Source organism: Corynebacterium sp. 74A, assembly GCF_008930665.1.
In the GTDB taxonomy this organism is placed as follows: Bacteria; Actinomycetota; Actinomycetes; order Mycobacteriales; family Mycobacteriaceae; genus Corynebacterium; species Corynebacterium megadyptis.
In genome coordinates this window covers 43,543-68,086 of the sequence record NZ_PQMG01000002.1, presented here as the reverse complement: position 1 = coordinate 68,086, position 24,544 = coordinate 43,543, and the positions used below count along the sequence as shown (strand labels likewise).

Annotated in this window: 24 protein-coding genes; 17 read left to right on the top strand and 7 right to left on the bottom strand. The window is 62.4% G+C overall.

Annotation, left to right across the window (positions count from 1 at the left end):
- Nucleotides 1–18 precede the first annotated feature (18 nt).
- Nucleotides 19–1,005, bottom strand: a complete 987-nt coding sequence (locus GBB11_RS03305) for a sialidase family protein (protein WP_151549891.1) — start codon at nucleotides 1,003–1,005, stop codon at nucleotides 19–21.
- Between the two features lie 432 nt (nucleotides 1,006–1,437).
- On the opposite strand from GBB11_RS03305, the gene GBB11_RS03300 reads away from it, so the two are divergent.
- Together GBB11_RS03300 and GBB11_RS03295 are read left to right on the top strand one after the other, a co-directional pair.
- Nucleotides 1,438–2,829 carry a GntP family permease gene (locus tag GBB11_RS03300; RefSeq protein ID WP_151549892.1) on the top strand — a complete coding sequence of 464 codons (1,392 nt, stop codon included), beginning with the start codon at nucleotides 1,438–1,440 and terminating at the stop codon, nucleotides 2,827–2,829.
- Nucleotides 2,830–3,387, top strand: coding sequence for a gluconokinase (locus tag GBB11_RS03295; RefSeq protein ID WP_151549893.1), 558 nt, complete (start codon nucleotides 2,830–2,832; stop codon nucleotides 3,385–3,387).
- A 193-nt stretch (nucleotides 3,388–3,580) separates the two neighbouring features.
- Here GBB11_RS03295 and GBB11_RS03290 read toward each other — a convergent pair whose 3' ends face one another.
- Nucleotides 3,581–4,075 carry a ferritin gene (locus GBB11_RS03290; protein ID WP_151549894.1) on the bottom strand — a complete coding sequence of 165 codons (495 nt, stop codon included), beginning with the start codon at nucleotides 4,073–4,075 and terminating at the stop codon, nucleotides 3,581–3,583.
- A gap of 596 nt (nucleotides 4,076–4,671) precedes the next feature.
- Here GBB11_RS03290 and nrdF point away from each other — a divergent pair.
- From nrdF to GBB11_RS03260, 6 genes are all read left to right on the top strand, one after another.
- Entirely contained in the window at nucleotides 4,672–5,685 is a 1,014-nt protein-coding gene (nrdF, locus tag GBB11_RS03285) for a class 1b ribonucleoside-diphosphate reductase subunit beta (protein WP_151549895.1), read from the top strand.
- A gap of 327 nt (nucleotides 5,686–6,012) precedes the next feature.
- Entirely contained in the window at nucleotides 6,013–7,707 is a 1,695-nt protein-coding gene (ctaD, locus tag GBB11_RS03280; RefSeq protein WP_151529781.1) for a cytochrome c oxidase subunit I, read from the top strand.
- Between the two features lie 360 nt (nucleotides 7,708–8,067).
- Nucleotides 8,068–9,279, top strand: a complete 1,212-nt coding sequence (gene serB, locus GBB11_RS03275) for a phosphoserine phosphatase SerB (RefSeq protein WP_225979248.1) — start codon at nucleotides 8,068–8,070, stop codon at nucleotides 9,277–9,279.
- Nucleotides 9,280–9,292: 13 nt separating this feature from the next.
- The gene (locus GBB11_RS03270) at nucleotides 9,293–10,036 is read left to right on the top strand and encodes a peptidyl-tRNA hydrolase (protein ID WP_151549897.1); all 744 of its coding nucleotides are present in this window, start codon (nucleotides 9,293–9,295) and stop codon (nucleotides 10,034–10,036) included.
- A 35-nt stretch (nucleotides 10,037–10,071) separates the two neighbouring features.
- Nucleotides 10,072–11,232 carry a hypothetical protein gene (locus GBB11_RS03265; protein ID WP_151549898.1) on the top strand — a complete coding sequence of 387 codons (1,161 nt, stop codon included), beginning with the start codon at nucleotides 10,072–10,074 and terminating at the stop codon, nucleotides 11,230–11,232.
- Between the two features lie 45 nt (nucleotides 11,233–11,277).
- Nucleotides 11,278–12,126 carry a YwiC-like family protein gene (locus GBB11_RS03260; protein ID WP_151549899.1) on the top strand — a complete coding sequence of 283 codons (849 nt, stop codon included), beginning with the start codon at nucleotides 11,278–11,280 and terminating at the stop codon, nucleotides 12,124–12,126.
- On the opposite strand, the gene GBB11_RS03255 is transcribed toward GBB11_RS03260, so the two are convergent.
- The 3 genes from GBB11_RS03255 to GBB11_RS03245 all read right to left on the bottom strand — a co-directional run bounded on the left by GBB11_RS03255 (nucleotide 12,123) and on the right by GBB11_RS03245 (nucleotide 16,960).
- Nucleotides 12,123–13,523 (bottom strand): class I adenylate-forming enzyme family protein, encoded by a 1,401-nt coding sequence (locus GBB11_RS03255; RefSeq protein ID WP_151549900.1) that lies wholly within the window; start codon nucleotides 13,521–13,523, stop codon nucleotides 12,123–12,125. The two genes, GBB11_RS03260 and GBB11_RS03255, sit on opposite strands and share 4 nt — an antisense overlap.
- Entirely contained in the window at nucleotides 13,520–15,532 is a 2,013-nt protein-coding gene (locus GBB11_RS03250) for an ATP-dependent DNA helicase (RefSeq protein WP_151549901.1), read from the bottom strand. The genes GBB11_RS03255 and GBB11_RS03250 overlap by 4 nt, the downstream gene beginning before the upstream one ends.
- Nucleotides 15,533–15,631: 99 nt before the next feature.
- Nucleotides 15,632–16,960 (bottom strand): nicotinate phosphoribosyltransferase, encoded by a 1,329-nt coding sequence (locus GBB11_RS03245; protein WP_151549902.1) that lies wholly within the window; start codon nucleotides 16,958–16,960, stop codon nucleotides 15,632–15,634.
- A 132-nt stretch (nucleotides 16,961–17,092) separates the two neighbouring features.
- On the opposite strand from GBB11_RS03245, the gene clpS reads away from it, so the two are divergent.
- The 9 genes from clpS (at nucleotide 17,093) to rdgB (ending at nucleotide 23,539) form a co-directional block, all read left to right on the top strand.
- A complete protein-coding gene (clpS, locus tag GBB11_RS03240; protein WP_151529773.1) occupies nucleotides 17,093–17,401 on the top strand; it encodes an ATP-dependent Clp protease adapter ClpS in 309 nt (102 codons plus the stop codon).
- Nucleotides 17,402–17,471: 70 nt separating this feature from the next.
- A complete protein-coding gene (locus GBB11_RS03235) occupies nucleotides 17,472–18,011 on the top strand; it encodes a DUF2017 domain-containing protein (RefSeq protein WP_151529772.1) in 540 nt (179 codons plus the stop codon).
- A gap of 39 nt (nucleotides 18,012–18,050) precedes the next feature.
- Complete coding sequence (locus tag GBB11_RS03230) at nucleotides 18,051–18,989, top strand: P1 family peptidase (protein ID WP_225979245.1); 939 nt, start codon at nucleotides 18,051–18,053, stop codon at nucleotides 18,987–18,989.
- 86 nt (nucleotides 18,990–19,075) lie between these two features.
- Nucleotides 19,076–19,786: a rhomboid family intramembrane serine protease gene (locus GBB11_RS03225; protein WP_151549903.1), complete on the top strand. Its 711-nt coding sequence runs from the start codon at nucleotides 19,076–19,078 to the stop codon at nucleotides 19,784–19,786.
- Between the two features lie 221 nt (nucleotides 19,787–20,007).
- Nucleotides 20,008–20,166: a hypothetical protein gene (locus tag GBB11_RS10805; RefSeq protein ID WP_192795928.1), complete on the top strand. Its 159-nt coding sequence runs from the start codon at nucleotides 20,008–20,010 to the stop codon at nucleotides 20,164–20,166.
- Nucleotides 20,167–20,343: 177 nt separating this feature from the next.
- On the top strand, nucleotides 20,344–21,216 hold the full coding sequence (murI, locus tag GBB11_RS03220; RefSeq protein WP_225976625.1) for a glutamate racemase: 873 nt from the start codon (nucleotides 20,344–20,346) through the stop codon (nucleotides 21,214–21,216).
- A 61-nt stretch (nucleotides 21,217–21,277) separates the two neighbouring features.
- The gene (locus tag GBB11_RS03215) at nucleotides 21,278–22,045 is read left to right on the top strand and encodes an MBL fold metallo-hydrolase (RefSeq protein ID WP_151529770.1); all 768 of its coding nucleotides are present in this window, start codon (nucleotides 21,278–21,280) and stop codon (nucleotides 22,043–22,045) included.
- A 50-nt stretch (nucleotides 22,046–22,095) separates the two neighbouring features.
- Nucleotides 22,096–22,827 (top strand): ribonuclease PH, encoded by a 732-nt coding sequence (gene rph / locus GBB11_RS03210; RefSeq protein WP_151529769.1) that lies wholly within the window; start codon nucleotides 22,096–22,098, stop codon nucleotides 22,825–22,827.
- Between the two features lie 25 nt (nucleotides 22,828–22,852).
- Complete coding sequence (gene rdgB / locus GBB11_RS03205; protein WP_151549904.1) at nucleotides 22,853–23,539, top strand: RdgB/HAM1 family non-canonical purine NTP pyrophosphatase; 687 nt, start codon at nucleotides 22,853–22,855, stop codon at nucleotides 23,537–23,539.
- Between the two features lie 114 nt (nucleotides 23,540–23,653).
- Here the strand turns inward: rdgB and GBB11_RS03200 are convergent, their stop codons facing one another.
- Nucleotides 23,654–24,019 carry a DUF3817 domain-containing protein gene (locus GBB11_RS03200; protein ID WP_151529767.1) on the bottom strand — a complete coding sequence of 122 codons (366 nt, stop codon included), beginning with the start codon at nucleotides 24,017–24,019 and terminating at the stop codon, nucleotides 23,654–23,656.
- A 2-nt stretch (nucleotides 24,020–24,021) separates the two neighbouring features.
- Nucleotides 24,022–24,390 (bottom strand): hypothetical protein, encoded by a 369-nt coding sequence (locus GBB11_RS03195; RefSeq protein WP_151529867.1) that lies wholly within the window; start codon nucleotides 24,388–24,390, stop codon nucleotides 24,022–24,024.
- Nucleotides 24,391–24,544 lie beyond the last annotated feature (154 nt).

Here is a 24,544-nt window from a genome sequence, read left to right as displayed (position 1 = left end):
AAGGCCGAGGTGGCCTGCTTATTCCCACTCGGCGAGCGGCGGGGTGTAGAGCTCCGCGAGGCAGTCGTCGCTTTCGAAAACCACCAGCAGTCGCTCGTCGACTCGGAGGGCGTCGCTATAGCCGAAACTGCCGGTGGTGAGCGGGATGGTGCTGCCATCAATCATGTTGCTCAGCACGCCGGCACGGCGCTGCTGGTTATCGCGAGGGTGCAATAGCCACGGTCCGAGCTGGGTGCCATTGCAGCCGGGATCCTCCAGCTCGCGCACCTGCACTGGGCTAAAGTGCAGGCCATCCTCGCTTGTTGCCCAACAGCGTCGTCCCGCGCCACGCCCCTCGAAGCCCTGTACGCGGGCGTTGAGCACAATGCGCCCCCGATATATCGACAAGCTGGTTTCGTCCAGATTGAGCTCAGGATGGGCAATCGGCTCGGAACAGACACGAACATCGGTGCCGACCACGTGCGCGATGCGGATATGGGTGCGTTCGCCCTGCCGCACCACATAGGGCACCAGTGCTGCGCCCTCCCACGTGATAGTGGAACCCGAGGTGGCGAATAGAGCATCGGCCTCCCAGTGCACATAGAGCTCGTCGAGTCTGCGGTGGACCAGTTTTTCGGGAGAGGGGCCGCTGGCCACCCACGGCTCGAGGCGCGGGCCGTGCCGAGTCGAAGAGATGTAGGACACGGGGCCGCTGACCGAGGCATAGGCCACCGTCATCCGGCCCTGGCTCGAAGCCACACAGGCATCGCTGGATACTGCCGGTCCGCCCTGCAGTGTGCGGGGCGAGGACCACTGCCCGGCGGCACCGCGGAGGAGATATGCCAGCCGATTGGGATTAGGCAGATCCGAGGCCATCACTTCGCCATTGAAGTCCGAGCCAACGCCATGTGGGGGACGGGGGCGTTGATCAAAGAAGCAATACAGAATGCCGTTATGGCGTACGAGGGCCGGAATCCGAACCTCTCCATCGGCGGAGGGGGAGAGGATGCGATGAGAATCCAACACCGTTTCATTGTGACGCGCAGAGAGCCCGAATTCCTCGATGGTTGCTGTGACACTTCACTCTTTTCTGTAGTCCAAGAACACTAATGGCGGTTTATTTCCGAGAAAATGCAGGACACCGCCCGTGGGGGAGAACTCGCCGGGGCCAGCTGCGTGTGCGGGGCCAATGAGCGGGGCGCATAGCTTTTCCTATAGATAGAAATAAGGGGGCCGTGAGCTGCGAAAACACTAAATAGATAGGATTGAATGTTGGGTTATTAGCACTCATCACCCCTCTTTAAGGGGAGGTGTTGTCTGGTTGTTCATAGCGGGTGATAAAAGAGATGTAGACCTCTTTTCTGTGCGTTCGTGGATTAATCACACGCACCCGACATTCCTGCTCTCATGTCCGCCATCGTGGATTCAGGGGCGGGACCATAGCTGAAAAGGATTTCTATGGAAACGTGGGAACAAACACTCGGGGCCGGGCCATTGCTCGGTATTGCCGCGGGTGCCATCGCGCTCATTCTCTTTCTCATCATCGGGCTGAAACTGCACGCATTTCTGGTGCTCATTCTGATTTCTGCTGTCACCGCACTCGCCACTGGTATCCCGGTGGCTGAGATTCCTGGGGTGATGGTTTCCGGATTCGGCTCCACATTAGGAAGCGTGGCGCTTCTGGTGGGGCTTGGAGCCATGCTGGGCAGGCTAGTGGAAACATCTGGCGGTGCTCAATCCCTGGCTGATGTGCTCATCCGGCGCTTCGGTGAGGACAAAGCACCCTTCGCGCTCGGTGTGGCGTCGCTGTTTATCGGCTTCCCCATCTTTTTCGACGCCGGTTTGATGGTCATGCTGCCCGTGGTCTTCGCCGTGGCTCGTCGCCTTGGCGGCCCGATCCTGCTCTACGGCCTGCCCGCCGTGGGCGCCTTCTCTGTGATGCACGTGTTCATGCCGCCGCACCCAGGTCCGATCGCGGCTGCAGAGTTCTATAACGCCGATGTGGGTGTCACCCTGCTCGTTGGCCTCATCATGGTGTTCCCCCTGTGGTACATCACCGGTTATGTGCTCGCGAAGGTGCTGGGCCCGAAGTATAACCTCCCCGTGCCGGAGCTGCTCACCGGTGGACCCATGGACCACGATCAGCCGGCCAAGCCGGCGTCTGCGGGCTCCGTCGTGGCCCTGCTGGCCATCCCGCCGCTGCTCATCTTCCTCAACACCGGTACCTCCATGGCGGTAGCCGAAGGCTGGATCGCCGCTGATTCGCCCCTGGTGAGCATCGGCTCCTTCTTCGGTAACACCGCTATCGCCCTGCTAATTGCCACCCTTACCGCCGCCTATGTGCTGGGTACACGCCGCGGGCTCGACCGCAGCGCCATGGAGAAGTCCCTCGATGGTGCCCTCGGGCCGATCTGCTCGGTGGTGCTCATTACCGGCGCCGGCGGCATGTTCGGTGGTGTGCTGCGCACCTCCGGTATTGGTGACGCTGTGGCCAGCTCCATGGAGGGCATCGGTATTCCCGTTATTCTCGCCTGCTTCCTCGTGGCCGTCGTGCTGCGCGTGGCGCAGGGTTCGGCCACTGTGGCTCTCACGACCGCCGCAGCACTCATGGCCCCAGCGGTCGCCGCAGCCGGCTATAACGAATGGCAGCTGGGCACCATCGTGATGGCCACCGCCGCCGGTTCCGTCTTCGCCTCGCACGTCAATGACTCCGGCTTCTGGCTGGTGGGTCGCCTCATGGGCATGGACGTGGCCACCACGCTCAAGACCTGGACGGTGAACCAGACACTGATCGGTATCGTGGGCTTCGCCTTCTCCTACATTCTGTTCCAGATTGGAGCGCTACTCTAAATGACAGCTCAGGCTAGCGGCGCGACCTCAACCCCCACCGTGCGGCACATCGTGTGCATGGGTGTCTCGGGCACCGGAAAATCGGTGGTGGGGGAGTATCTCGCCGCGGAACTCGGGGCGGTATTCGCCGATGCGGATAGTTTCCACCCGCAGGCCAATAAAGCCAAGATGGCAGCGGGTATCCCGCTCACTGACGAGGACCGCTGGCCATGGTTGGAGAATCTGCGCCAGTGGATCGCCGATCAGGATAAAGATGGCGTGACCACTGTGCTCGCCTGCTCCGCGCTGAAGCGCTCCTACCGAGACATTCTCGCGGCTGGGGCCGAGGGTGTGTTCTTCTTACACCTCGTGGCCTCCAAGGCAATCACGGCCGAACGCATGAACGCCCGCGCTGGGCACTTCATGCCGGCCAGCCTCCTCGACTCGCAACTGGCTACCCTCGAAGACCTCGCCGCTGATGAGTTCGGTGAAGAGGTATCTAATAACGGCAGTTTGGAGCAAACACAAGCCTCGGCGCTGCGTAGTATCGCCGAGCACTCGCCCGAGGCGACGCGCTAGCGCGTGAGCCGCTGCCCGCCGCGGGCGGCGGATGATAGATGCACAACAACCCCCGAATCCCAGCTTCTGCTGAGACGGGGGTTGTTGTGTGCCTATAGGCGGGCGTCGATAAGCGCCTCCGGTGTCGGTAGCGCCACAGAACGCGAACCGCCGCGTCCCGACAGTGCGGGAACGCGGCGGTGAGGTGAGAGGTTTAGCCCTCGGAGTTCAGCTCGGCGTCGACGCGCAGGATGCCTGCGCCGTCCTCACCGGCCACTGCGAGGCGATCGATGATCTCGGAGACGGTGGCCTCCTCCTCGATCTGCTCGTCGAGGAACCAGTTGAGCATCGGGCGGGAGTCGAAGTCAGAGGCTTCGTCGGCGGCACGAACGAGATCGCGGATCATTTCCGAAACCTTCTTCTCGTGCTCGAGAGCCAGCTTGAAGGCGTCGATGGGCTGGACGACCTTCATCTCCGGAATGCTGACGGTGTTGATCTGGGGAACAACGCCGCGGTTGAGCAGGTGGTTCGAGAAGCGCTCGGCGTGGCCCATCTCCTCGACGGAGTGGTTGCGCATCCAGGCAGCCATGCCGGTGAGGCCCTTGTTCTCCAGCTCGTAAGAGAGCTGGAGGTAGATCATCGAGGCTTGAATTTCAGCCGTGGTCTGGTCGTTGAATTTCTTTGCGAGGTCCTGTGGAAAAGTTGTCATGCTTCAAATAGTAGCACCACACACCCACTGATGTTTAATTCACTGCCCGCTTCACTAGCTTTTTAAAGTATGGTTTACCTGCATGTTCTATGTTAGTAAAGCCTAATGTAAATGCGTCTAACGTACTGATGGACGTAAATAAAATATTTATTAAGACGTTTATTTGCCGGACAATCGGGGATGGTCAATATTGTTTGTGCATTTCTCTATGTCGGTATTCACATGAATCTATATGTCGGGCGGGCGCGAAGAAGGTGAGCCTTGCTCTCTCACCGAACGGGGGTAGCGCGGCGGCAAGGGTGGGGTATGGGGTGTCGATATCGTTGATAGGCAGTGTCCTGCACCGGACCGAAGCCGGCGCTGGGGGAGGGGGCGAGTCGGCGCCCAGCGGTAGTGCGTGAGGGGCGTGCGGGGGTTAAGCTAGGTGCTCTAATTGTGGCGCGCGCGAGCGCCGCCACTGCTATAGCACCGATTGTTGTATGTCCTCCATGCGCAACGCCGTGTCCTCGCTTCTATCTATTGAGGCGGGTACACGGCGTGGGCGCTCACGTGTCGCGCGTAGGCGCGACGTTGCTAGATAAGAAGGGAAAGAAACCATGGCGGTTCATCCTGAAGCCCAGACTCCCGTGCACATCACCTCGGGCGAACCTGGCCGCGCCACCCCGGTGCAAGCTATTGACTGGAACACCATCCCCGACGAGAAGGATCAGGAGGTCTGGGATCGCCTCACTGGTAACTTCTGGTTGCCGGAGAAGGTGCCGCTGTCGAATGACATCAAGAGCTGGAGCACGCTCAATGAGCTGGAGCAGCGCGCCACTATGCGCGTGTTCACCGGTCTCACCATGCTGGACACGATCCAGGGCACCGTGGGTGCCGTGTCGTTGATCCCCGATGCTATTACCCCGCATGAGGAGGCGGTGTACACCAACATCGCCTTCATGGAGTCGGTGCATGCGAAGAGCTACTCCTCTATCTTCATGACGCTCTCCTCCACTGCGGAGATCAACGATGCCTTCCGCTGGTCCGAGGAGAATGAGAACCTCCAGAAGAAGGCTCACCTCATCTTGGACTACTACAAAGGCGATGATCCGCGGCGGAAGAAGGTGGCCTCCACGTTGCTGGAGTCCTTCCTCTTCTATTCGGGCTTCTATCTGCCGATGTATTGGTCTAGCCACGGCAAGCTGACCAACACTGCCGATGTTATCCGCCTGATCATTCGCGATGAGGCCGTGCATGGCTATTACATTGGCTATAAGTATCAGCGCAATCTCGAAGCGATCACCGAGGCGGAGCGTGCGGAGCTGAAGGAGTACACCTTCGACTTCCTCTACGACCTCTATGAAAACGAGATCGAGTACACCGAGGATCTCTACGATGATCTCGGCTGGACCGAAGACGCCAAGCGCTTCTTGCGCTACAACGCCAATAAGGCGCTGAATAATCTTGGCTATGAGGGACTCTTTCCGGCCGATGAGACGCGGGTGTCGCCCGCTATTCTCTCCGCGCTCTCGCCGAACGCCGATGAGAACCACGACTTCTTCTCCGGCTCCGGCTCGTCCTATGTGATCGGCACCGCCGAATCCACCACGGACGATGACTGGGACTTCTAAGTCTCACGAGGCTTGCTCGGGCGCGTCGATCAGTGCCATGCTTATCGACGCGCACCTATCGGCCGAGCTAACCCCCCTTTAGGTGTAGTCTCTCCATAAAAAGTGTGTTCGACGTCACTATCCCTAAGCATTTTCTTAGGTAGAGCGACGATTGGCGCAGCGGAAACCCTATTCTGGTTCCCAAAAGTAGTGGTAGCCGCTAAGGTAGGGGCAAGTCCAGATCCTAGGAGGACTGGCAGAAAAACTTATACTTCCCTTAAGATACGGAGTGTATGAACGTCGGCGGTGGGGGTTTATCTCTCAACGCCACCTAGTCAGGAGGAAATTATGACCGCTGTAGCGCCACGGGTCGACCAACCGGTCGCACCCACGCGGCCTGCGCCTACAGGTCACGCTCGCAAGGGTAATCTGGCCTGGCGGATGCTAACCACCACCGACCACAAGGTCCTGGGCATCATGTACATCATCGTGTCCTTCACCTACTTCTTTGTCGGCGGTTTGATGGCACTGCTTATCCGTACAGAGCTCTTCGAGCCTGGCCTTCAGATGCTGTCTAATGAGCAGTTCAACCAGCTGTTCACCATGCACGGCACGGTGATGCTGCTGCTGTACGGCACGCCCGTCGTGTGGGGCTTTGCCAACTACGTCATGCCGCTGCAAATCGGTGCGCCGGATGTTGCCTTCCCGCGCCTGAATGCCTTCGGCTTCTGGATCACCACCGTCGGTGGTCTCGTTATGCTCGCCGGATTCCTCACCCCTGGTGGTGCTGCGGACTTCGGCTGGACCATGTACTCGCCGTTGAATGACGCCATCCACTCCCCGGGCATCGGCTCGGACTTCTGGATCGTGGGTGTGGGCGCCACCGGTGTCGGTACCATTGCCTCGGCTATCAACATGCTCACCACTATCCTGTGCCTCCGCGCACCGGGTATGACCATGTTCCGTATGCCGATCTTCACCTGGAACATCTTTGTTACCTCGGTGATCGCACTGCTGATCTTCCCGCTGCTGACTGCAGCTGCTCTGGGCGTTCTTTATGATCGCAAGCTGGGCGGCCACATCTACGCCCCGGGTAACGGCGGCGCTCTGCTCTGGCAGCACCTGTTCTGGTTCTTCGGCCACCCCGAGGTGTACGTGCTGGCACTGCCGTTCTTCGGTATCGTCTCCGAGATCGTGCCGGTGTTCTCCCGCAAGCCCATGTTCGGCTACGTCGGACTGGTCTTCGCTACCCTCTCCATCGGTGCCCTGTCCATGGCCGTGTGGGCCCACCACATGTTCGTCACCGGTGCTATCCTGCTGCCCTTCTTCTCCTTCATGACGTTCCTCATTTCGGTTCCGACCGGCGTGAAGTTCTTCAACTGGGTGGGCACGATGTGGCGCGGTCACATTTCGTGGGAGACCCCGATGATCTGGACCATGGGCTTCCTGGTGACCTTCCTCTTCGGTGGTCTGACCGGCATTATGCTGGCCTCCCCGCCGCTGGACTTCCACATCTCTGAGTCCTACTTCCTCATCGCTCACTTCCACTACACCCTCTTCGGTACCATCGTGTTCGCGTCCTGCGCTGGTGTGTACTTCTGGTTCCCGAAGATGACCGGTCGTATGCTGAGCGAGGGCTTGGGCAAGATCCACTTCTGGCTCACCTTCATCGGCTTCCACGGCACCTTCCTAGTTCAGCACTGGCTGGGCAACATGGGTATGCCGCGTCGTTACGCCGATTACCTTGAGTCCGACGGCTGGACCACCCTGAACCAGGTCTCCACGGTGTTCTCCTTCGTCCTGGGGCTGTCCGTGATCCCGTTCATCTGGAACGTGTTCAAGTCTTGGCGCTACGGCGAGATCGTCACCGTCGACGATCCGTGGGGTTATGGCAACTCCTTGGAGTGGGCAACCTCCTGCCCGCCCCCCGGCCACAACTTCACCTCGCTACCGCGTATCCGCTCCGAGCGTCCCGCGTTCGAGCTGCACTACCCGCACATGGTTGAACGCATGCGCAAGGAAGCACACGTGGGTCGCCACTAGGCACCACGTTCGAGGGACATAACCTCCTAGAAACCTCCTCGACTAAGGCGTTACCGTCTGGATCCACCTCCAAGGTGGCCGGGCGGTAGCGCCTTTTGTGCGTTGTGCACCGCGGCCATTCGCCCCCGTATGGGCCTAAAAAGGCGGGTCCACGCGGCATAACTTCAGGAAAACACCGTGCAAGCGGGTAGCGTGAGAAATTTGTCAGAGCCATTAGCCCGCCTTCCATGCGCCCATAGCGCTTTGGGAGGGGCATCGATATCTCGAAGGACAGCAACTACCGTGACCACTCCGGCGCTTGCCACCAGCACCACCAGCGATATTTCCACCACCCTTCGGGAGGGGCTCACACCCGCCGTCATGACTGTCACGGGTCCCGACCGTTCCGGAGTGACCGCCGCCTTCTTCCGTGTGCTTGCCGCCCATCGCGTGCAGCTCTTAGACGTGGAGCAGTCCCAGTTCCGTGGCCGCCTATCACTGGCCGCGCTCGTCGGCTTCAATGTGGACAATGAAGAGATGCTGCGCGTCGGACTCACCGAGACCATGCGTGCCTATGGCATGCAGATCACCGTGGAAGTCAGCGATGCACTCTCACCCACCCGCCCCATGTCCACCCACGCGGTCGTGGTGCTCGGCTCCCCAGTGACGGCACAGCATATCTCGGCCATCGGCCAAACCCTGGCGGACTATGGCGCGAATATCGACACCATTAGGGGCCTCTCCGACTATCCCGTCACCGGAATCGAGCTGCTCGTCAGTGTGGCCAACCCCGAGCCTGGCGGCGGCGTCAGCCTGCGTAAGGCACTCGCCGAACTCACCGCCTCCTTGGGCATTGATATTGCGATCGAACGGGCGGGGCTGCAGCGCCGCTCCAAGCGCCTCATCTGCTTCGACTGCGACTCCACCCTCATCACCGGCGAGGTCATCGAGATGCTTGCCGCGCACGCGGGCAAAGAGGCCGAGGTCAAGGACGTCACCGATCGGGCAATGCGCGGCGAGTTGGACTTCGAGGAATCCCTGCGCGAGCGCGTCGCCGTGCTCGAGGGACTGGATGCCTCCATCATCGACGAGGTGGCCCGCGATATTCAGCTCACCCCCGGTGCCCGCACCACCATCCGGACCCTCAAGCGTATGGGCTACCGGGCCGCAGTGGTCTCCGGCGGCTTCATCCAGGTGCTGGAGAACCTCGCCGCCGATCTCGATCTGGATTATGTGCGCGCCAATACCCTCGAGATCAAGGACGGGAAACTCACCGGCAAGGTGATCGGGGAGATCGTCGACCGCGCTGCCAAGGCGCGCTTGCTGTCGGAGTTTGCCGCCGACGCTGGGCTGCAGATGCACCAGACCGTGGCCGTGGGCGATGGCGCCAACGATATCGACATGCTCTCTGCCGCCGGTCTCGGTATTGCCTTCAACGCCAAGCCGGCGCTCAAGGAGATCGCCGACACCAGTGTGAACCACCCGTATATGGATGAGATCCTGCATATCCTCGGCATTTCACGCGAAGAGATCGATTCCGAGGACCTCGCAGAGGGCACGTTCCGTCGCGTGCCGCTTGCCACTCACAGCTAGTTCTTCTATCCGCATGAGCGATATCCCCGATAGCTTCCGCGTGGCCCATGCGCGGCTCGCTGCTCTCAGCGAGCCGCGGCCGCCTCATCACGAGGATCCCTCCGATCCCTCTACGGTGCAGGCGATGCCGATCGTGCTGCACATGCCCAAGAATGAGCGACCGGATCGGCTGAGTCTGTCTGCGGCGGCAGCAATGGCCGTCGTGGCGTGCTGCCTCGACGAGCGCGCCGGCGGCGATACCGCCTACGCTGCGGGGCTCGCGGGCTGGTACGGTGCCAGGATCCGCAAGGTATCGCGCCGCGCTCGGAATATCCACTGGCGGCGCGCCCAAGAGGTACCTGGGGTGACGTGCAGCGTGAACGACGCCCACGCACGGGCCTGTGTACCCTCGGCCATCGCAGACACCGATCCGATGATTGCGAAACTGCAGATCGGCGGAACTGATCTCCCTTCGGTGGAGGAGGAGCCGCCGCTGCGGGATGTGCCCCTGATAGCAGTGGATCGGGATTTGCAGATGAGCGTCGGCAAGCAAACTGCGCAAGTGGGGCACGCCTCCATGCTGTTGGCTGCGGCGCTACCCGTGGAGGACGCCTGGACGTGGGCGCGCACGGGCTTCGAACTGCAGGTCCGTGAGCTGCCTCGGCCGCACTTCCGCGAGTTCTGCGCCCAGCCCGGCGCCGTCGAGGTGGCCGATGCTGGGTTTACAGAGGTGGCGCCAGGGTCTGTGACCGCCGCTGCTATCTACTGTTTCCACTAGTGCAGTTCTCGTAGTGCATGCGCTACCGTTGTGGCATGACCTACCCCCAGAATCCTTACGGCGGACAGCCGGATCCGAACTTTAACGCGTACGACGGTTACGGCCAGACTGGAGGAACCCAACCCCTCGGTTCCCCAGACTTGAGCAGCGCGCTGACCATCTCGTGGAAAGTATTTGCCCAGAACTGGGTTCCCTTGGTGTTGGGCAATCTGCTGTTTACCATCCTCTCCACGGCCATAGCAGTAGGCCAACTCGGCCTGACATCCTTTGCCACGGATGCGAGCGCCAACGAGGAGCTCACGGGCTCAGAGATCAGCAGCATGATCCTGTTTCTGTTGCTGTTTATGGCGCTGACCTTCCTCTCGAGCTTCTTCCTGTACCGCACCTCCAGCGATGCGCTCCGCGAGGGCAAGCTGTCGTTTAAGGAGTTCTTCCGGGTTGATCGTTTCCTGGGCTTCCTCGGCATCGGCCTTCTCGTAGGACTGTTTACCCTGATTGGTTTGGTCTTGCTTATCATTCCGGGCATCATCGTGGGCGTGTTGCTGTGCTTCTCCCAGATCGCGTATCTGCGTGAACCCGAGCTGGGTGTCTGGGGCGCGATCAAACGCTCCAAGGATGTTGTGAGCAAAAACGTCGGCGTGGTGCTCTTGGCACTGCTGCTCGTGATTCTCGTGAGCATGGTCGGCAACTGGTTGCTTGTGGCCACCGTGGTCACCAGTCCGTTTATTGCCGTATTCATGACCGTGCTCTACGAGCAGTCGCGCGGCCCGGCGGGGCTGTTCGCTGATCCCAGCTCCCCCTATGCTGGCGTCGCCACCAACGCGACGCAGCCGCAGGGCTACTACCAGCACAATGGCGGGGCCTATCCGGCCTATGGCCAGCCCGGCCAGGATGGCTATCCGCAGCAGGGCTACCCGCAGGGCGGCTACCAGCAGTACCCAGAGCAGGGCTATCCGCAGCAGGGCTACCAGCAGCCGCAGGAGGATTACTCCCAGTACAACGACGGCGCGACCGGCTCGGGGCCGAGCAGCTGGCAGGGCTATAGCTCGCCCGAGCCCACTGCGCAGCCGGAGGCGCACTCGGGATCTGAGTACCAGCATCCGGAGGGAACCTCGGAGTGGCCGGAGCAGCCGGAGAAGCGTGACATGCGCTTCAAGGAGCCCGGAGACGGGGAGGATCCCCGGCCGCAGGGATAAATATCACAGTGTGGGCTTAGCACAGCGTCGCCTACACTAAGGCCTGTGAATACTTCATCATCACGGTTCTCCGCCCGCGCGGACGCCGCACCGCGGCGCCGCACACCACGGCCCAAGCGCAATCGAGCCTGGGTGCCAGATCAGCACGGCGCTTGGGTGATGGTGATTCTTCCCTTCCTCATTGGTGTGTTCCTCGCGGGGGTGCATCCCTTGCATATTCCGCTCGCCATCGCATGGTTGAGCGGATACTTTTGTTTCTTCGCCGCCGGGCTGTTTCTCAAGGTCCGCACCGCTACCCGCGGTGATCGGCGCGCTCAATACGCCACTCCCATGTATGTCTATGGGGCGATTTCGGCGCTCGCATCCCTGATAGTGCTGGTGTTCCAGCCCCAGCTCATTGCCTTCGCGCTGCTCTTCGGCCCGCTCGTGGCTATCGCCGTGTGGGAGGCATGGAATAAACGCGGCCGCTCCTTGGCCTCGGGACTGTCGACGGTCGTGGCCTCGAGCCTGTTGATTCCCGTGGCGTGCGCCATCACTGATCAGCTCGACCGCAGTGTGTGGATCACCACCTTATTGCTGGCCCTGTATTTCGCTGGCACGGTGCCCTTGGTGAAAACACTGATCCGCGACCGCGGCAGCCGCCGCATGCTGGCTATCTCGCTGGGCATGCACGTTGCCGCCGCTGTGGTGGCGGTGGGATTGTTCTTCGCCGGTGAGGCATCGTGGTTCACGGCCATCGTGTTCTGCCTCCTCGTGGTACGAGCAGCCGTGCTGCCCACAATCAACAACCGCCGCATCGCTGAGGGCGAGGCCCCTCTCAGCGCCAAGAAGGTGGGCCGCTGGGAAAGCCTGTGGACACTCCTTGTCACCGTGGCGATACTGCTGCCGGTTTAAGAGCGCAGTACCCGCCGCAGCGTTTTGCCCGCCGCCGATCGGGGAATGGATTCCACAAAGCGCACCTGCCGGATACGTTCGAAAGGGGCGACCCGCTCGGCCACAAAGCGCATGAGCGCTGCCGCTTCCACACCGGAATCATCGGCCACCACACAGGCCACGGGCATCTCCTCGCCATCGTCTCCGACACCGGAGACCACGGCGCAGTCGAGGACCCCAGGGCAGCCCAGGACGATCTCCTCGAGTTTCACCGGTGAGACCTGGAAGCCGTGGGATTTAATGATGTCTTTCAAGCGGTCCACGATAAACACCTCACCGCGATCATTGGCATAAGCCATATCTCCGGTGCGCAGCCAGCCATCGACGAGTGCCCCATAAGAATCGGGCCCCGCCCCGGAATAGCCGCGCATCACCTGCGGCCCAGCAACCCATAGCTCGCCCACCTCGCCGGGCTCACGTTCCTGCAGGCTCAACGGATCAACGATGCGCTGCTGGGTATCGCGCAGCGGCGGGCCGATAGAGTTCAGCGGCGACCCCGCCACGCAGAGGTGCGTCACCGGCGAGGCCTCGGTGAGCCCATAGCCTTGGCGGATCGGCACGCCCGTGCGCTGCATGGCGGCGCGCGCCATGGTGGACGGCAGTGAGGCCGCTCCACTAATCATCTGGGTGCAGTGGGAGAAATCAATCTCGTCCACCACGGGGTGCTGTGCCAAAAGACGCGCCAGGGGAGGGGCGATGAAAGTCGTGTTCACCTGCCAGCGCTCGTGGTTGCGCAGGAATTCCATTGCGGAAAAAGGTGCGGTGACCACGCGGGCACGGCAGTACAGCGGCACGGTGAGCAGCGCCGTGAGCCCATAGATATGGCTCAGCGGCAGCATCGACAGGCAGGTCTCGCCCGCGGCGATGCCCACCCGCTCGGCGAATTGCAGCACATTAGCGCATAGGTTGCCGTGGGTGAGCTCCACGGCCTTCGGCGCCCCCGTCGTGCCCGAGGAAAACGGCAGGCAGGCGAGATCCTGCTCGCGTGCGGCGGCGAAGTTGGCCAGTGCTGTGTGCGGCTGCTCCACGAGGGCGGCGATATCAGCGCCGCTGCGCAGCGCCAGCTGTGCCCCCGCCTCTCGGAGCTGGGCGGCGGCATCCTTGTCGGAGAGATGGGTGCCCAGAGGGGTAGCCACGGCCCCGGCGGCGAGAACAGCGAAGAAGCTCCGGGCGAAGTCGATCCCATTCGGCAGCTGGATGCCCACCACATCCCCCGCACGGACACCGCTGCTCTGGAGCGCGCCGGCAAGGTCGAGAATATCCGCGCGCAGCTGCGGGTAGCTGATACTGCGGTCGGGGTCCACCACGGCGGTATGAGAGGGGAGGGTGGCGTCGAAAAGCAATGCTGCAAGATTCATGAGCGCACCAGCCTCTGCAGCGCCCCGCGCACCACCGCCGGATCGGCGGTTTCCCACATCGGCGGCAGCGAGCGCCGCAGGAAAGAGCCATAGCGTTTGGTCACAAGCCGCTGATCCAGCACGGCCACCACACCGCGGTCGGTGACCGAACGCAGAAGCCGGCCCGCGCCCTGGGCGAGCAAAAGGGCGGCGTGGGTGGCCGCGACCTCCATGAAGCCATTGCGGTGTTCTGCGTCGGCAGCCTCCTTACGAGCCTGCAAGAGTGGATCATCGGGGCGGGGGAAAGGAAGCCGATCAATCATCACCAGCGAGAGCGACCGTCCCGGCACATCGACACCCTGCCACAGGGTGAGAGTGCCAAAAAGACACGTGTTCTCGTGTTTGGCGAACTCGGATACAAGCGCCCCAATGGAGTCATCGCCCTGCAGCAGAATGTCGAAGGGCAGCACAGGGCGCAGTTTTTCGGCCGCTTCGCGGGCGGCCCGCCTCGAGGAGAACAACCCCAGGGTGCGGCCGCCGGCAGCCATGATGAGCTCGCGCATCTCTTCGAGCGTCTGTGGCGATATGCCGTCGCGGCCTGGGGCGGGCAGATGGGTGGCGCAGTAGAGAATGCCCGAGGAGCGGGTATCGAAAGGGGTTCCCGCATCCAAGCTGTCCCAGCTTCCCTGCTTCAGCCCCCAAGAGGCTGCCATCGCGTTGAAGTTGCCGCCCAGCGCCAAGGTGGCGGAGGTGAGCACAACGGTGGAGGTGGCAAATAGCTTCTGCGCCAGCAGCGGCGCCACCGAGAGCGGGGCCACGTTCAGTGAATCGCGCCGAGAGCTGGAGGAAAACCCAGCCGCCTCCGGGGAGGAAGCATAGGGGCGATCGAGCCACACCACATCCTGCTGCCGGGCGGGATTATCGGTATCGAAGACCTCCATGATGCGGTCGATGGCATGCACCAGCTCGCTCACGTGATTGCCCAACGAACGCCGCTCGGCCGCAGTCTCCTGATCTTCGCCCAGCTCGCCGCCTTCGAGAGAGGAGAGCATGCTGCGGCACTGCTTGCGCACGCTCAGCAGCATTCCCGACGCCTCCTCGCTGATCTCTAACCAGCGCCCTGCGTCCTCGGCCTCGAGGGTGCGGTCCCATTCTTCGGCGAGCTCGGTGAGCTTCTGTTCCTTGCCGTCCACGCCCACCTTGCCGGCGCGGGTGGCGGTGAGTTTCAGCGCGGTCGAGGACAACGAGTTCGTGGAGACTGCGGTGATGCGCCCATCGAGTTCGTGGGCCTCGTCGATGATCACCGCATCATGCTCGGGGAGGATATCCACATCGGAGAGCGCATCAATGGCTAAGAGGGCGTGGTTGGTCACCACCACATCCACATCGGAGGCGTGGTGGCGGGCCTGCTCGGCAAAGCAATCCTCGCCGAAGGGGCAGGTGGCCGCGCCCATGCAGTCTTTTGAGCTCACACTCATCAGATTCCACACCCGGTCGCTGACCCCGATGTCGAGATCATCGCGGTCACCGGTCTCAGTCTCATTCGCCCACTCGGTGATGCGGCGCACCTGCTGGCCGAGCTCCGAGAGCTCGGTGGGCTGCTCCTCTGCCTCACCCATCGGCAGGGAGGGGTCCTCGGCATCGAGCTTGTGCAGACAGAGGTAATTATTGCGGCCTTTAAGGATGGCGAAGGTGGGGTCACGCTGCAGCTGGGGGCGTAGGCCCTCGACGAGCGCCGGTAGATCGCGGCCCACGAGCTGCCGCTGCAGGGCGATCGTGGCGGTGGAGACGATGACGGTGGTATCGGTCTCGTGCGCATAGCGAAAGGCCGGTACCAGATAGGCCAAGGATTTGCCGGTGCCGGTGCCGGCTTGGACGGCTAGGTGCCGCTGGCGAAAGAGAGCAGAACTGACCGCGTGGGCCATCTTTTCCTGTCCCTCGCGGCGTGCCCCGCCGAGGTGCTCGACGGCTGCGCTGAGCAGGCCACTGACATCGTCCGTGGGCGAGGCGGTGCTGTCGGGGGAACTCATAACGCTCATAGTAATGAGCGCCCCATGCGGGGTGGAGAGTCAGCTCACCCGAGAACACCGCCGCGCCCGCAGTGGGGCAGCGCGGCCGGTGGTGCGCGCTTAGTTCTCGAAGCCGTAGAAACGGGTATTCACCGCGGGTTCTCCCCGCGAGAGCGCCAGACCCTCCCACGGCAGCGATTCGATTTCTCGCGCCAGATAGTCGCGGGATTCCTTCAGCGTGGGCAGGCCATCAACGATGGCGCCGCCGCGCATCAGCGGCTGAGTCAGCTCCACGTGCTCGAGGCGTCCGGTGGCGGGGGTGTCGTGGTCGAAGGGGTAGATGATCTCCTCCACGGCGGTGCCGGTGGCGCGCCGGGTACGGATGGCACGCTTGGTGCCGCCGTGGGAGCGCTTATTGGAGGAACGCTTGGACACAGGGTGGCCGTCGACCTCCACGAGTTTGTACACCAGACCTGCGGTGGGGGCGCCGGAGCCGGTGACCACCGAAGTGCCCACGCCGAAGACGTCCACGGGATCACCGCGCAGACCGGCGATGGCGAATTCATCCAAGTCGGAGGACACCACGATCTTGGTATCGCTGGCGCCGGCAGCGTCGAGCTGGTCCCGCACCCGTCTGGTGAGCATGCCGAGATCGCCGGAGTCAATGCGCACTCCGCCGAGCTGTGGCCCGGCCACGGCGAGGGCGGTTTCTACGCCCTTGGTGATGTCGAAGGTATCCACCAGCAGGGTGGTGCCCACACCTTGGGCGGCCACTTGCGAGCGGAAGGCCGCTTCTTCATCCGGCTGGCCATTCTCGTCCACGTGCAGGAGCGTCCAGGCGTGCGCGGCAGTGCCGGAGGCCGGCACACCATAGCGGTGGGAGGCCTCCAAGTTCGAGGTGGCGTAGAAGCCGGCCAGATACGCGGCGCGGGTGGCGGTGACGGCCGCATATTCGTGGGTGCGGCGGGAGCCCATCTCGAGGATCGGCCGGCCATCGGCGGCGGTGACCATGCGTGCGGCGGCGGAGGCTACCGCGGAGTCCGCGTTGAGGATGGAGAGAATGACCGTCTCTAAGATCACGCATTCACCAAAGGTGCCGCGCACCGTGAGCACAGGGGAGTGGGGAAAATACAGCGATCCCTCGTGATAGCCGTCGATATCGCCGGAGAAGTGATAGTTCCGCAGATAATCGAGAGTCTCGGCACTGAGGAAGTCGAGGCTGTCGAGCTGCGCTTCGGAAAACACGAAATTGGTCACGGCATCCAGCACACGGGGTGTACCGGCCACCACGCCATAGCGGCGCTCGCTGGGGAGGCGGCGAGAGAAAACTTCAAACGTGCATTGCCGATTCACCGAGCCGTCCTTGATGGCAGCTTCCAGCATGGTCAATTCATACATGTCGGTGAGCAGCGCCGAGGACAGACTTTTCAGGTTCTCGTGTTCTACCATGCCTTTACCATACGCGTTCGTGCAGCGTTTCTCGCTTATCGACGCCGTCTCCTTGTCCGCAGCTCAGCAGCTGCTCAGGCAGAGAAGTCCCGTGGGCGCTGCTTTATGACTACCCTATGGAGTATGGATGCAATGAGTACCCCCTCGGCGCCGATGGCTACGCCTGAGCTCGACGAAGCGATCGACGTGGATGTCACCACCAGCGAGAATCTGCCATGGCTGTGCATCTGCTGGGACGATCCCGTGAATCTGATGAGCTATGTCTCCTATATCTTCCACACGGTATTGGGCTACGACAAGAAACGCGCCAATGAATTAATGATGCAGGTCCACACCGAAGGTAAAGCCGTAGTCTCCTCCGGTGAACGAGACAAAGTCGAAGCCGATGTGAAGAAACTGCACACGGCGGGCCTGTGGGCCACGATGCAGCAGGCAGGCTAAGCCGCACCGTCGTCATCGCGCCGCCGAGAACCGAGTTCGCCTCGTAATTTAAGAGAACAAGAAAGCCGAAATGGAATCCTTCAAGCGCAAGAAAGGGCTGATGCGCAGCCCAAAGTACACCGCCGTGTTTGAGCCACTCGAGCGCGAAGTGCTGGGAAATCTCACCGCCACGGTGTCGGAGGCGCTTATTCAGCGCGCCCAATCCGCGCCGAAGGATGAGCTTGAAGAGCTCGTGGGCATGACAGGCGGGCATAAAGAAGCGCCGAAGGATCCTGGGTTGGCTCGTCTTTTGCCGGATTTTGAGCGCGAAGGCGATGAGGAATTCGAGGGCGATAATTCCCTGCTGCGCTCTTTGCACGAAAACGATATTTGCCGAGACAAACTACGCAACCTGCAAGTTATTAATAGCGCCCTCGGCCCCGATGGTGGTGTGAACGTGACCGTGGACGATAGCGAGGTACACGCTTGGCTATCGGGGTTGAATGATCTGCGCCTCTATATTGCGTCTTCGGAGATGGGTAACTACGAGGGCGCGGAAGAAGAACGCGATCAACTGGTGGAGTGGTTGGGATTCGTCCAAGACTCCCTGCTCCACGCCTATATGAGCTAAGACTGTTCATCCACCCACTGCAAGGAGAGTACGAGCGCCGTGGCCGGCCGATTGTGTGATGTGGCGGGGCTTCGGGCCGCCCACTACAGCGATAGTGATACCGGAGTCACGGTGATCGTGGCCCCCGAGTCCGCCACCGGCGCCGTAGATGTGCGTGGCGGCGGCCCCGGCACCCGCGAAACTGATCTGCTGGCGCCGCATAACACCGTGGAGGCCGTGCACGCAGTCTGCCTGAGTGGGGGTTCGGCCTTTGGTCTGGCCGCGGCAGACGGAGTGATGGCATATCTGGAGGAGCGCTCGCTCGGTTTCCCCGTGCTCGGGGAGGACAGCGAGGGCCCGCGCGTGCCGATCGTTCCCGCAGCGGTCATCTTCGATCTTCTCGTCGGTTCCGCTCAGGCGCGGCCGCGGCCACTCGACGGGTGGATAGCAGCCCATCGGGCACTCAGCGGCACCGAGTTACTCTCGGGCACGGTGGGAGCAGGCACCGCCGCGGCGGCAGGGCGGCTCAAAGGTGGCTTCGGCCAATCCTCCACACAGGTGGGGCAGTATGTGGTGGCAGCAGGCATCGTGGCTAACCCAGTGGGAGATGTCGTCGATAAGCATGGGCGACTCTATGGGGATCCGGACGCCCCCGCCGTCGACTGTGAGGTCTATGCCACCCTGCGCGGTCCGGCCAGCAAGCTCAACACCACGATCGGGGTGGTGGCTACCGACGCGCCGCTCACCAAAGCGCAGGCCACACGGCTGGCGCTGGCCGGCCACGATGGTATCGCCCGCGCCGTGCGCCCCGCCCACTCTCCCCTCGACGGTGACACGCTTTTTGCCCTGGCGACAGGCCCGCGCACCGGAGTGGATGTCGAGCAGTTAACGCAGCTATCCGCCGCGGCCGCCGATGTAGTGGCGGCGGCGATTGTGGACGCGGTGACCTCCGCCGAGTCCACGCATGGAATGCGCGCGTACCGCGATATTCTTCGCTGAGCCCACGTGGTGCCGCCATGGCGCGTGCGTACAATCGTGAGCACACATAATCCGATGCAGCACGAGAGTGAAAAGAGTCGCCCCTCATGCCCCACGGCTATTCGAACTACTCGCACCCGACCTCCTATGGCACGGGCGCTCAGCCCGGCCCAGCGTGGAGCCCGGCGCCGCGGCAGACAGCGCAGCCACCGCAGCGCCGCTCCCGCGGTGGTTTCGGCACCGGCCTGCGGATCGCTCTCGGTTACGTGCTCGTGATCTGGGCGGTGTTCGTCGTGCAGCAGATGGGGATACTCAACCTGTCCTGGTTCGGAATCCATCCCCGCGATACCTCCACGCTATGGCATATCCTCACCTGGTCATTTCTCCACGCCAACCTGGATCACCTCATTGGCAATACGGTGACGGGAGCTCTCTTCGCTTTTTTGGTGGGTGTCACCGGCAGGCGCACCTTCTGGGAAGTCACAGTGATAGCGGCCATCACCGGCGGGCTTGCAGCATGGTTTTTGGGCTATCCCGGCACCAACCACATCGGCGCCTCGGGAGTGATCTATGGCTGGCTCAGCTATCTCATCGTCCGGGGCGTATTCAATCGCTCTCTGCGGCAGATCATTCTCGGCGTGGTGCTGGCCTTTAGCTATTCCGGTTTCGTCTGGGGCGTGATCCCCACAGAAGCCGCGGTGTCGTGGCAGGCGCACCTCGGCGGGGCGCTGGGTGGTGTGCTCGCGGGGGCTGTGATTAGCTCCGACGATCCGGTGAAGAAGATCGCCGCTCGGCCGAACTCGAGTCTCGGCTACTAGCCCCACCACGGGCGGCAGTCTGTCTGCTCCCGCCTTTGAGTGAACTTTCCTCACCCCGCGGTGCACGCATCGCGGGGTGTCTATGTGCTCGCCTTCGCCCGCCACTCTGCGCGTGCCCCACAGCATGATCCGCGCAGCATGATCAGCGGCGAGAGGGGGTTGTGACAGGGGGGAACCGCATACAGTAAATAAGGCAAGGTTAAGACGGCCGATATGGAGGAATGATGGGTTTCTGGGTGATGCTTCTCGCCATCGTGGTGGGTGTTGTTCTCCTCGTGGCCGGAGTGCGACGCCGCACACAGTCGCCGCTGGGTTGGGTACTGGCCGTAGCGGGGCTGGTGTGTATCGGTGCGGGTATCTGGCTGGCGCTACCTCAGTAGCGGCGAGCGCGCGGTGGCCAGCTGCGCAACGCAGCGCCCGCTGTGAATCACGCGCGGCTGTGAATTACGCGCGCTCTGGACCACGCGCGTGGGGCCGCTGCTAGTGTTCCCGCGCCCGCCTCGCTAGGCTTGCGTGCTGTGGGTACCAGTGAGGAACGAGACAGCGCAGAGCAGCTAATGGTGGACAATCCGTGGAACTTCCGCACCGTGGTGGATGAGTTCGGCCACGAGCGAGTGCTGGCGGATCAGACCAGCAATAATGCCCCCATCGGCATCTTCGATTCCGGATTGGGCGGGCTCACTGTGGCGAGGTCCATCGTGGACCAGCTGCCCCATGAATCGATTATCTACATTGGGGACACCAAGAACGCCCCCTATGGCCCGCAACCACTGTCGAAGGTGCGGGATCACTCACAGCGGATCGCCGACGAGCTGGTCCGGCGCGGTTGCAAGATGATCGTGATCGCCTGCAATACCGCCACCTCCGCTTTTGTGCGGGATGCCCGCGAACGCTACGACATTCCCGTGGTGGGCGTGATTCTGCCGGCCGTTCGGCGCGCCGTCTCCACCACGCGCAATAACAAGATTGGTGTTATTGGCACCCAGGGAACCATCACCTCGGGGGCCTATCAGGAGTTTTTCGCCGCCTCGCCCCAGGTGGAGGTCACGGCCACCCCCTGCCCGCAGTTTGTGAACTTCGTCGAACGCGGAATCACCTCGGGGCGCCAGATTTTGGGGGTAGCGGAAGGCTATCTCGCACCGCTGCAGGCCGCGGGCGTCGATACTCTCGTGCTGGGCTGCACCCACTATCCCTTGCTCTCTGGCGTAATCCAGCTGGCCATGGGCGATGATGTGACGCTGGTGTCCAGCGCGGAGGAAACCGCGAAGGATGTGCTGCGGGTACTGAGCCACAGCGACAAGCTGGCCGATCCTGAGCACGCGGTGGAACGCTCCTTCGAATCCACTGGTGACCCCGCTATTTTCGCCATGCTCGCGCAGCGCTTCCTCGGCCCGCATGTGACTGAGGTCCAACACGTACAGGGTCTGTAACTTTTCAAACACCACCGCGGCTTTTTCCACACGACCGCGGGTTTAGTGGCAAAGTGATGGTATGAAGTTGACCATCATTGGATGCACCGGCAGCATGGGCGGCCCTGGGGGGCCGGCGTCGGGATATCTCCTTCAGGGCGAACGCGGACAGTCCATCATCATGGATATCGGCCCCGGTGTGCTGGCCCAGCTGATGCAGATGATCAACCCCTCCGAGGCGCATGTGGTGTTTTCTCACCTGCACGCGGATCATTGCCTCGATTTCCCCTCGCTGCTCGTGTGGCGGCGTTTCCACCCCGAGCTGGCTGCCCAAGGGCGCAATCTGTGCTTCGGCCCCAGCGATGCCGAGCTGCGGCTGGGGCGTATCTCCGCAGATGAGACCGATGGGGTAGACGATATGTCGGATACCTTTGCCTACGCCCCGTGGCGGCTGGGCGAGGCGGAGCATCTCGAGGGCATCACCATTACCCCGTTTGAGGCCATTCACCCGATCGAGGCCTATAGCCTGCGCATTGAGGAAGAGGCCACGGGGACCGTGTTCGCCTACTCCGGCGACACCAGCTTCACCAACTCCACCCTCGAGTGCGCCCGCGGCGCGGATGTCTTTTTCTGCGAGGCGACCTGGGGCTACACCTCGGAAGGCAAGCCGGAGGGGCTGCATATTTCGGGGCGCGAGGCAGGGCTGCTGGCCCGCGAGGCCGGTGTAGGCACCCTAGTGCTCGTCCACATTCCGCCGTGGGGCGATGTGGAGGGCGCGGTGCGCGCCGCCGCCGAAGAGTTCGACGGCCCCATCGTGGTTGGCGCCCCGGGGCAGGTCTATACCGGCTAGGCCCCAACGTCTGAGGGGATGAGGCGCGCCTGCGGTGTACCCTGAAGCCCATGACTACTAGCTTTCAGCGCGCAGATGGGCGCGCCCTCGATGAGATGCGTCCGGTCCGAATCACCCGTGGTTTCACCACCAATCCCGCTGGCAGTGTGCTGGTGGAGTTCGGCAATACTCGCGTGATGTGCACCGCCTCGATCGAGGAATCGGTGCCGCGTTTCAAGCGGGATTCCGGCGAAGGCTGGCTCACCGCCGAATATTCCATGCTTCCCGCCGCCACCCATGACCGCATGCCGCGCGAGTCCATGCGCGGCAAGGTCAAGGGCCGCACCCACGAGATTTCCCGCCTCGTCGGGCGCTCCCTGCGCGCCGCTGTGGATTTGTCCCAGCTGGGCGAGAACACGATCTCCATCGACTGCGATGTGCTCCAGGCCGATGGCGGTACCCGCACCGCCGCAATCACCGGGGCCTATGTGGCGCTTGCCGACGCCATCTCGGTGCTGCGCGAGCGTGGCGTGCTCAGCGGTGACCCGCTGCTGCCGCCCGTGGCCGCTGTCTCGGTGGGCATCATCGATGGCCACGTGTGCCTCGATCTGCCCTATGAGGAGGATTCCCGCGCCGATGTGGACATGAACGTGATCATGACCGAGTCCGGCGAGTTTGTAGAGATCCAGGGAACCGGCGAGCACAACACCTTCAGCCGCGCGGAAGTCACCGCCATTTTGGACATGGCGGAGAAGGGCTGTCGCGAGCTCATCGACGCCCAAAAGCACGCCCTTCAGGCCTAGCAGAGACGATCAAAGGAGTGATGCGATGCTGCTGCATGTAGCTACTCACAACCCCAAGAAACTCGTCGAGCTGCGCCGTGTCTTGGATGTCGCAGGCATTGAGAACTGCGAGCTGGTGACCTCCGAGGACCTGCTTGGTTATGAGGAGCCGGTAGAAGATGGCCGCACCTTTGCCGATAACGCGCTGATCAAAGCCCGCGCCGGGGCCAAGGCCACCGGCGAGGTGACCTTGGCCGATGATTCCGGTTTGTGCGTGAAGGAAATGAACGGCATGCCGGGTGTACTCTCTGCTCGGTGGTCCGGTGAGGGCGATGATGACGCCAACAATGAGCTGCTGTTGAAGCAGATGAAAGACGTTCCCCTGGGGCGCCGCGACGCCAGCTTCGTGTCGGTGTGCGCCATCGTCACCCCAGAGGGTGAGGAGTTCATTGAAAAGGGTGAGTGGGCTGGCCGCCTGCTGCGTAACCCCGTGGGCGAGAACGGCTTCGGCTATGATCCGCTGTTCGTGCCGGCCGAAGAGGATGAGCGCGTGGACGGCACCGATGAGCGCCCCCGCAGCTCCGCCGAGCTGAGTGGCGAAGAAAAGGATGCGCTCTCGCACCGCGGCAAGGCCCTCGAGGCCCTGGTTCCGGCGATTTCCTCGCTCGTGGCCCAGTGGGAGGCCCGCAGCAGCGAGGACTCCGAGGACAATGACGACGACACCTCGAGCTAAACAGCTGTAAAGCACACACCACACCGCCGAGTCCGATCACAGTGATCAGGCTCGGCGGTCGTGCGTGCGGCGGTGCGCTGCCGCGGGGAGGGCGGCGTCGTCAAGCGTGCTGCGCTAGAGCTGGAAGGCCTCGGTGACTTCCTTGCGGCGGCGGGACTCAGCCACAAAGGAGAGGAAGGGGATCGTGCCGGCGAGGGCGGTGAGGATCCAGCGCAATGGCTCCCAGCGGGCCTTCACGCCGAGGTTCAAGGTGGCGATGAGATAGAGCATGTAAAACAGGCCGTGGAGCTGACCAATGATGCGGGTCCACTCCGGCATGTCGATGCCCACCAGATACTCGAGAACCATGCGGGTGGTGAGGATCAACAGCCACACACCGGTGACCCAGGCGGCGATAGAAAAGAGCTTCAGGGCTTGGCGTACCCGCGCCTGACGCTGCGGGGTGGGGGCGGGGCGCTGGGACTGAGAAGAAGAAGTCATGGCTAGGAAGAGCTTTCGTTGGTGTCGGTAGAGGGGGAGCTGGAGCGGCGGCGGTGCTGCTCGTTGAGTGCGTTGAAGGTAGTCACATCCATGCTCGGACGCTGGGGAAGGAAGTCCTCGTCGATCTCGGTCATCTCGCCGCGTTCGGCGATACGCCGATCAACGGGGGAGACCTCCTGGTCATCCTCGAGCAATTCATTCTCGTATTTGAGGTAGCTCCGGTAGGCGTAGACGATAAACGCGCCGAAGAAGGGCCACTGCAGTGCATATCCCAAGTTTTGGAACGTGCCCGAGCCGGACTGAAAACGAGTCCACTGCCAATAGGCCAATCCGAGCGTGGCGGCCACCGCGAGGGCGACGAACACAATCATTCCCACCGACGCGCGCTTGCGGGGCCGTGGTGGTGTGGTTGGCTCACCCTGATTAGTACTCACACCCCTCTACGATACCCAAGATGCTTCACGACGCCGCGCTGTGGGGGCGGTGCGAAGCATGTGGCGAAAACCCCGTGCCAACAGTGTTGTT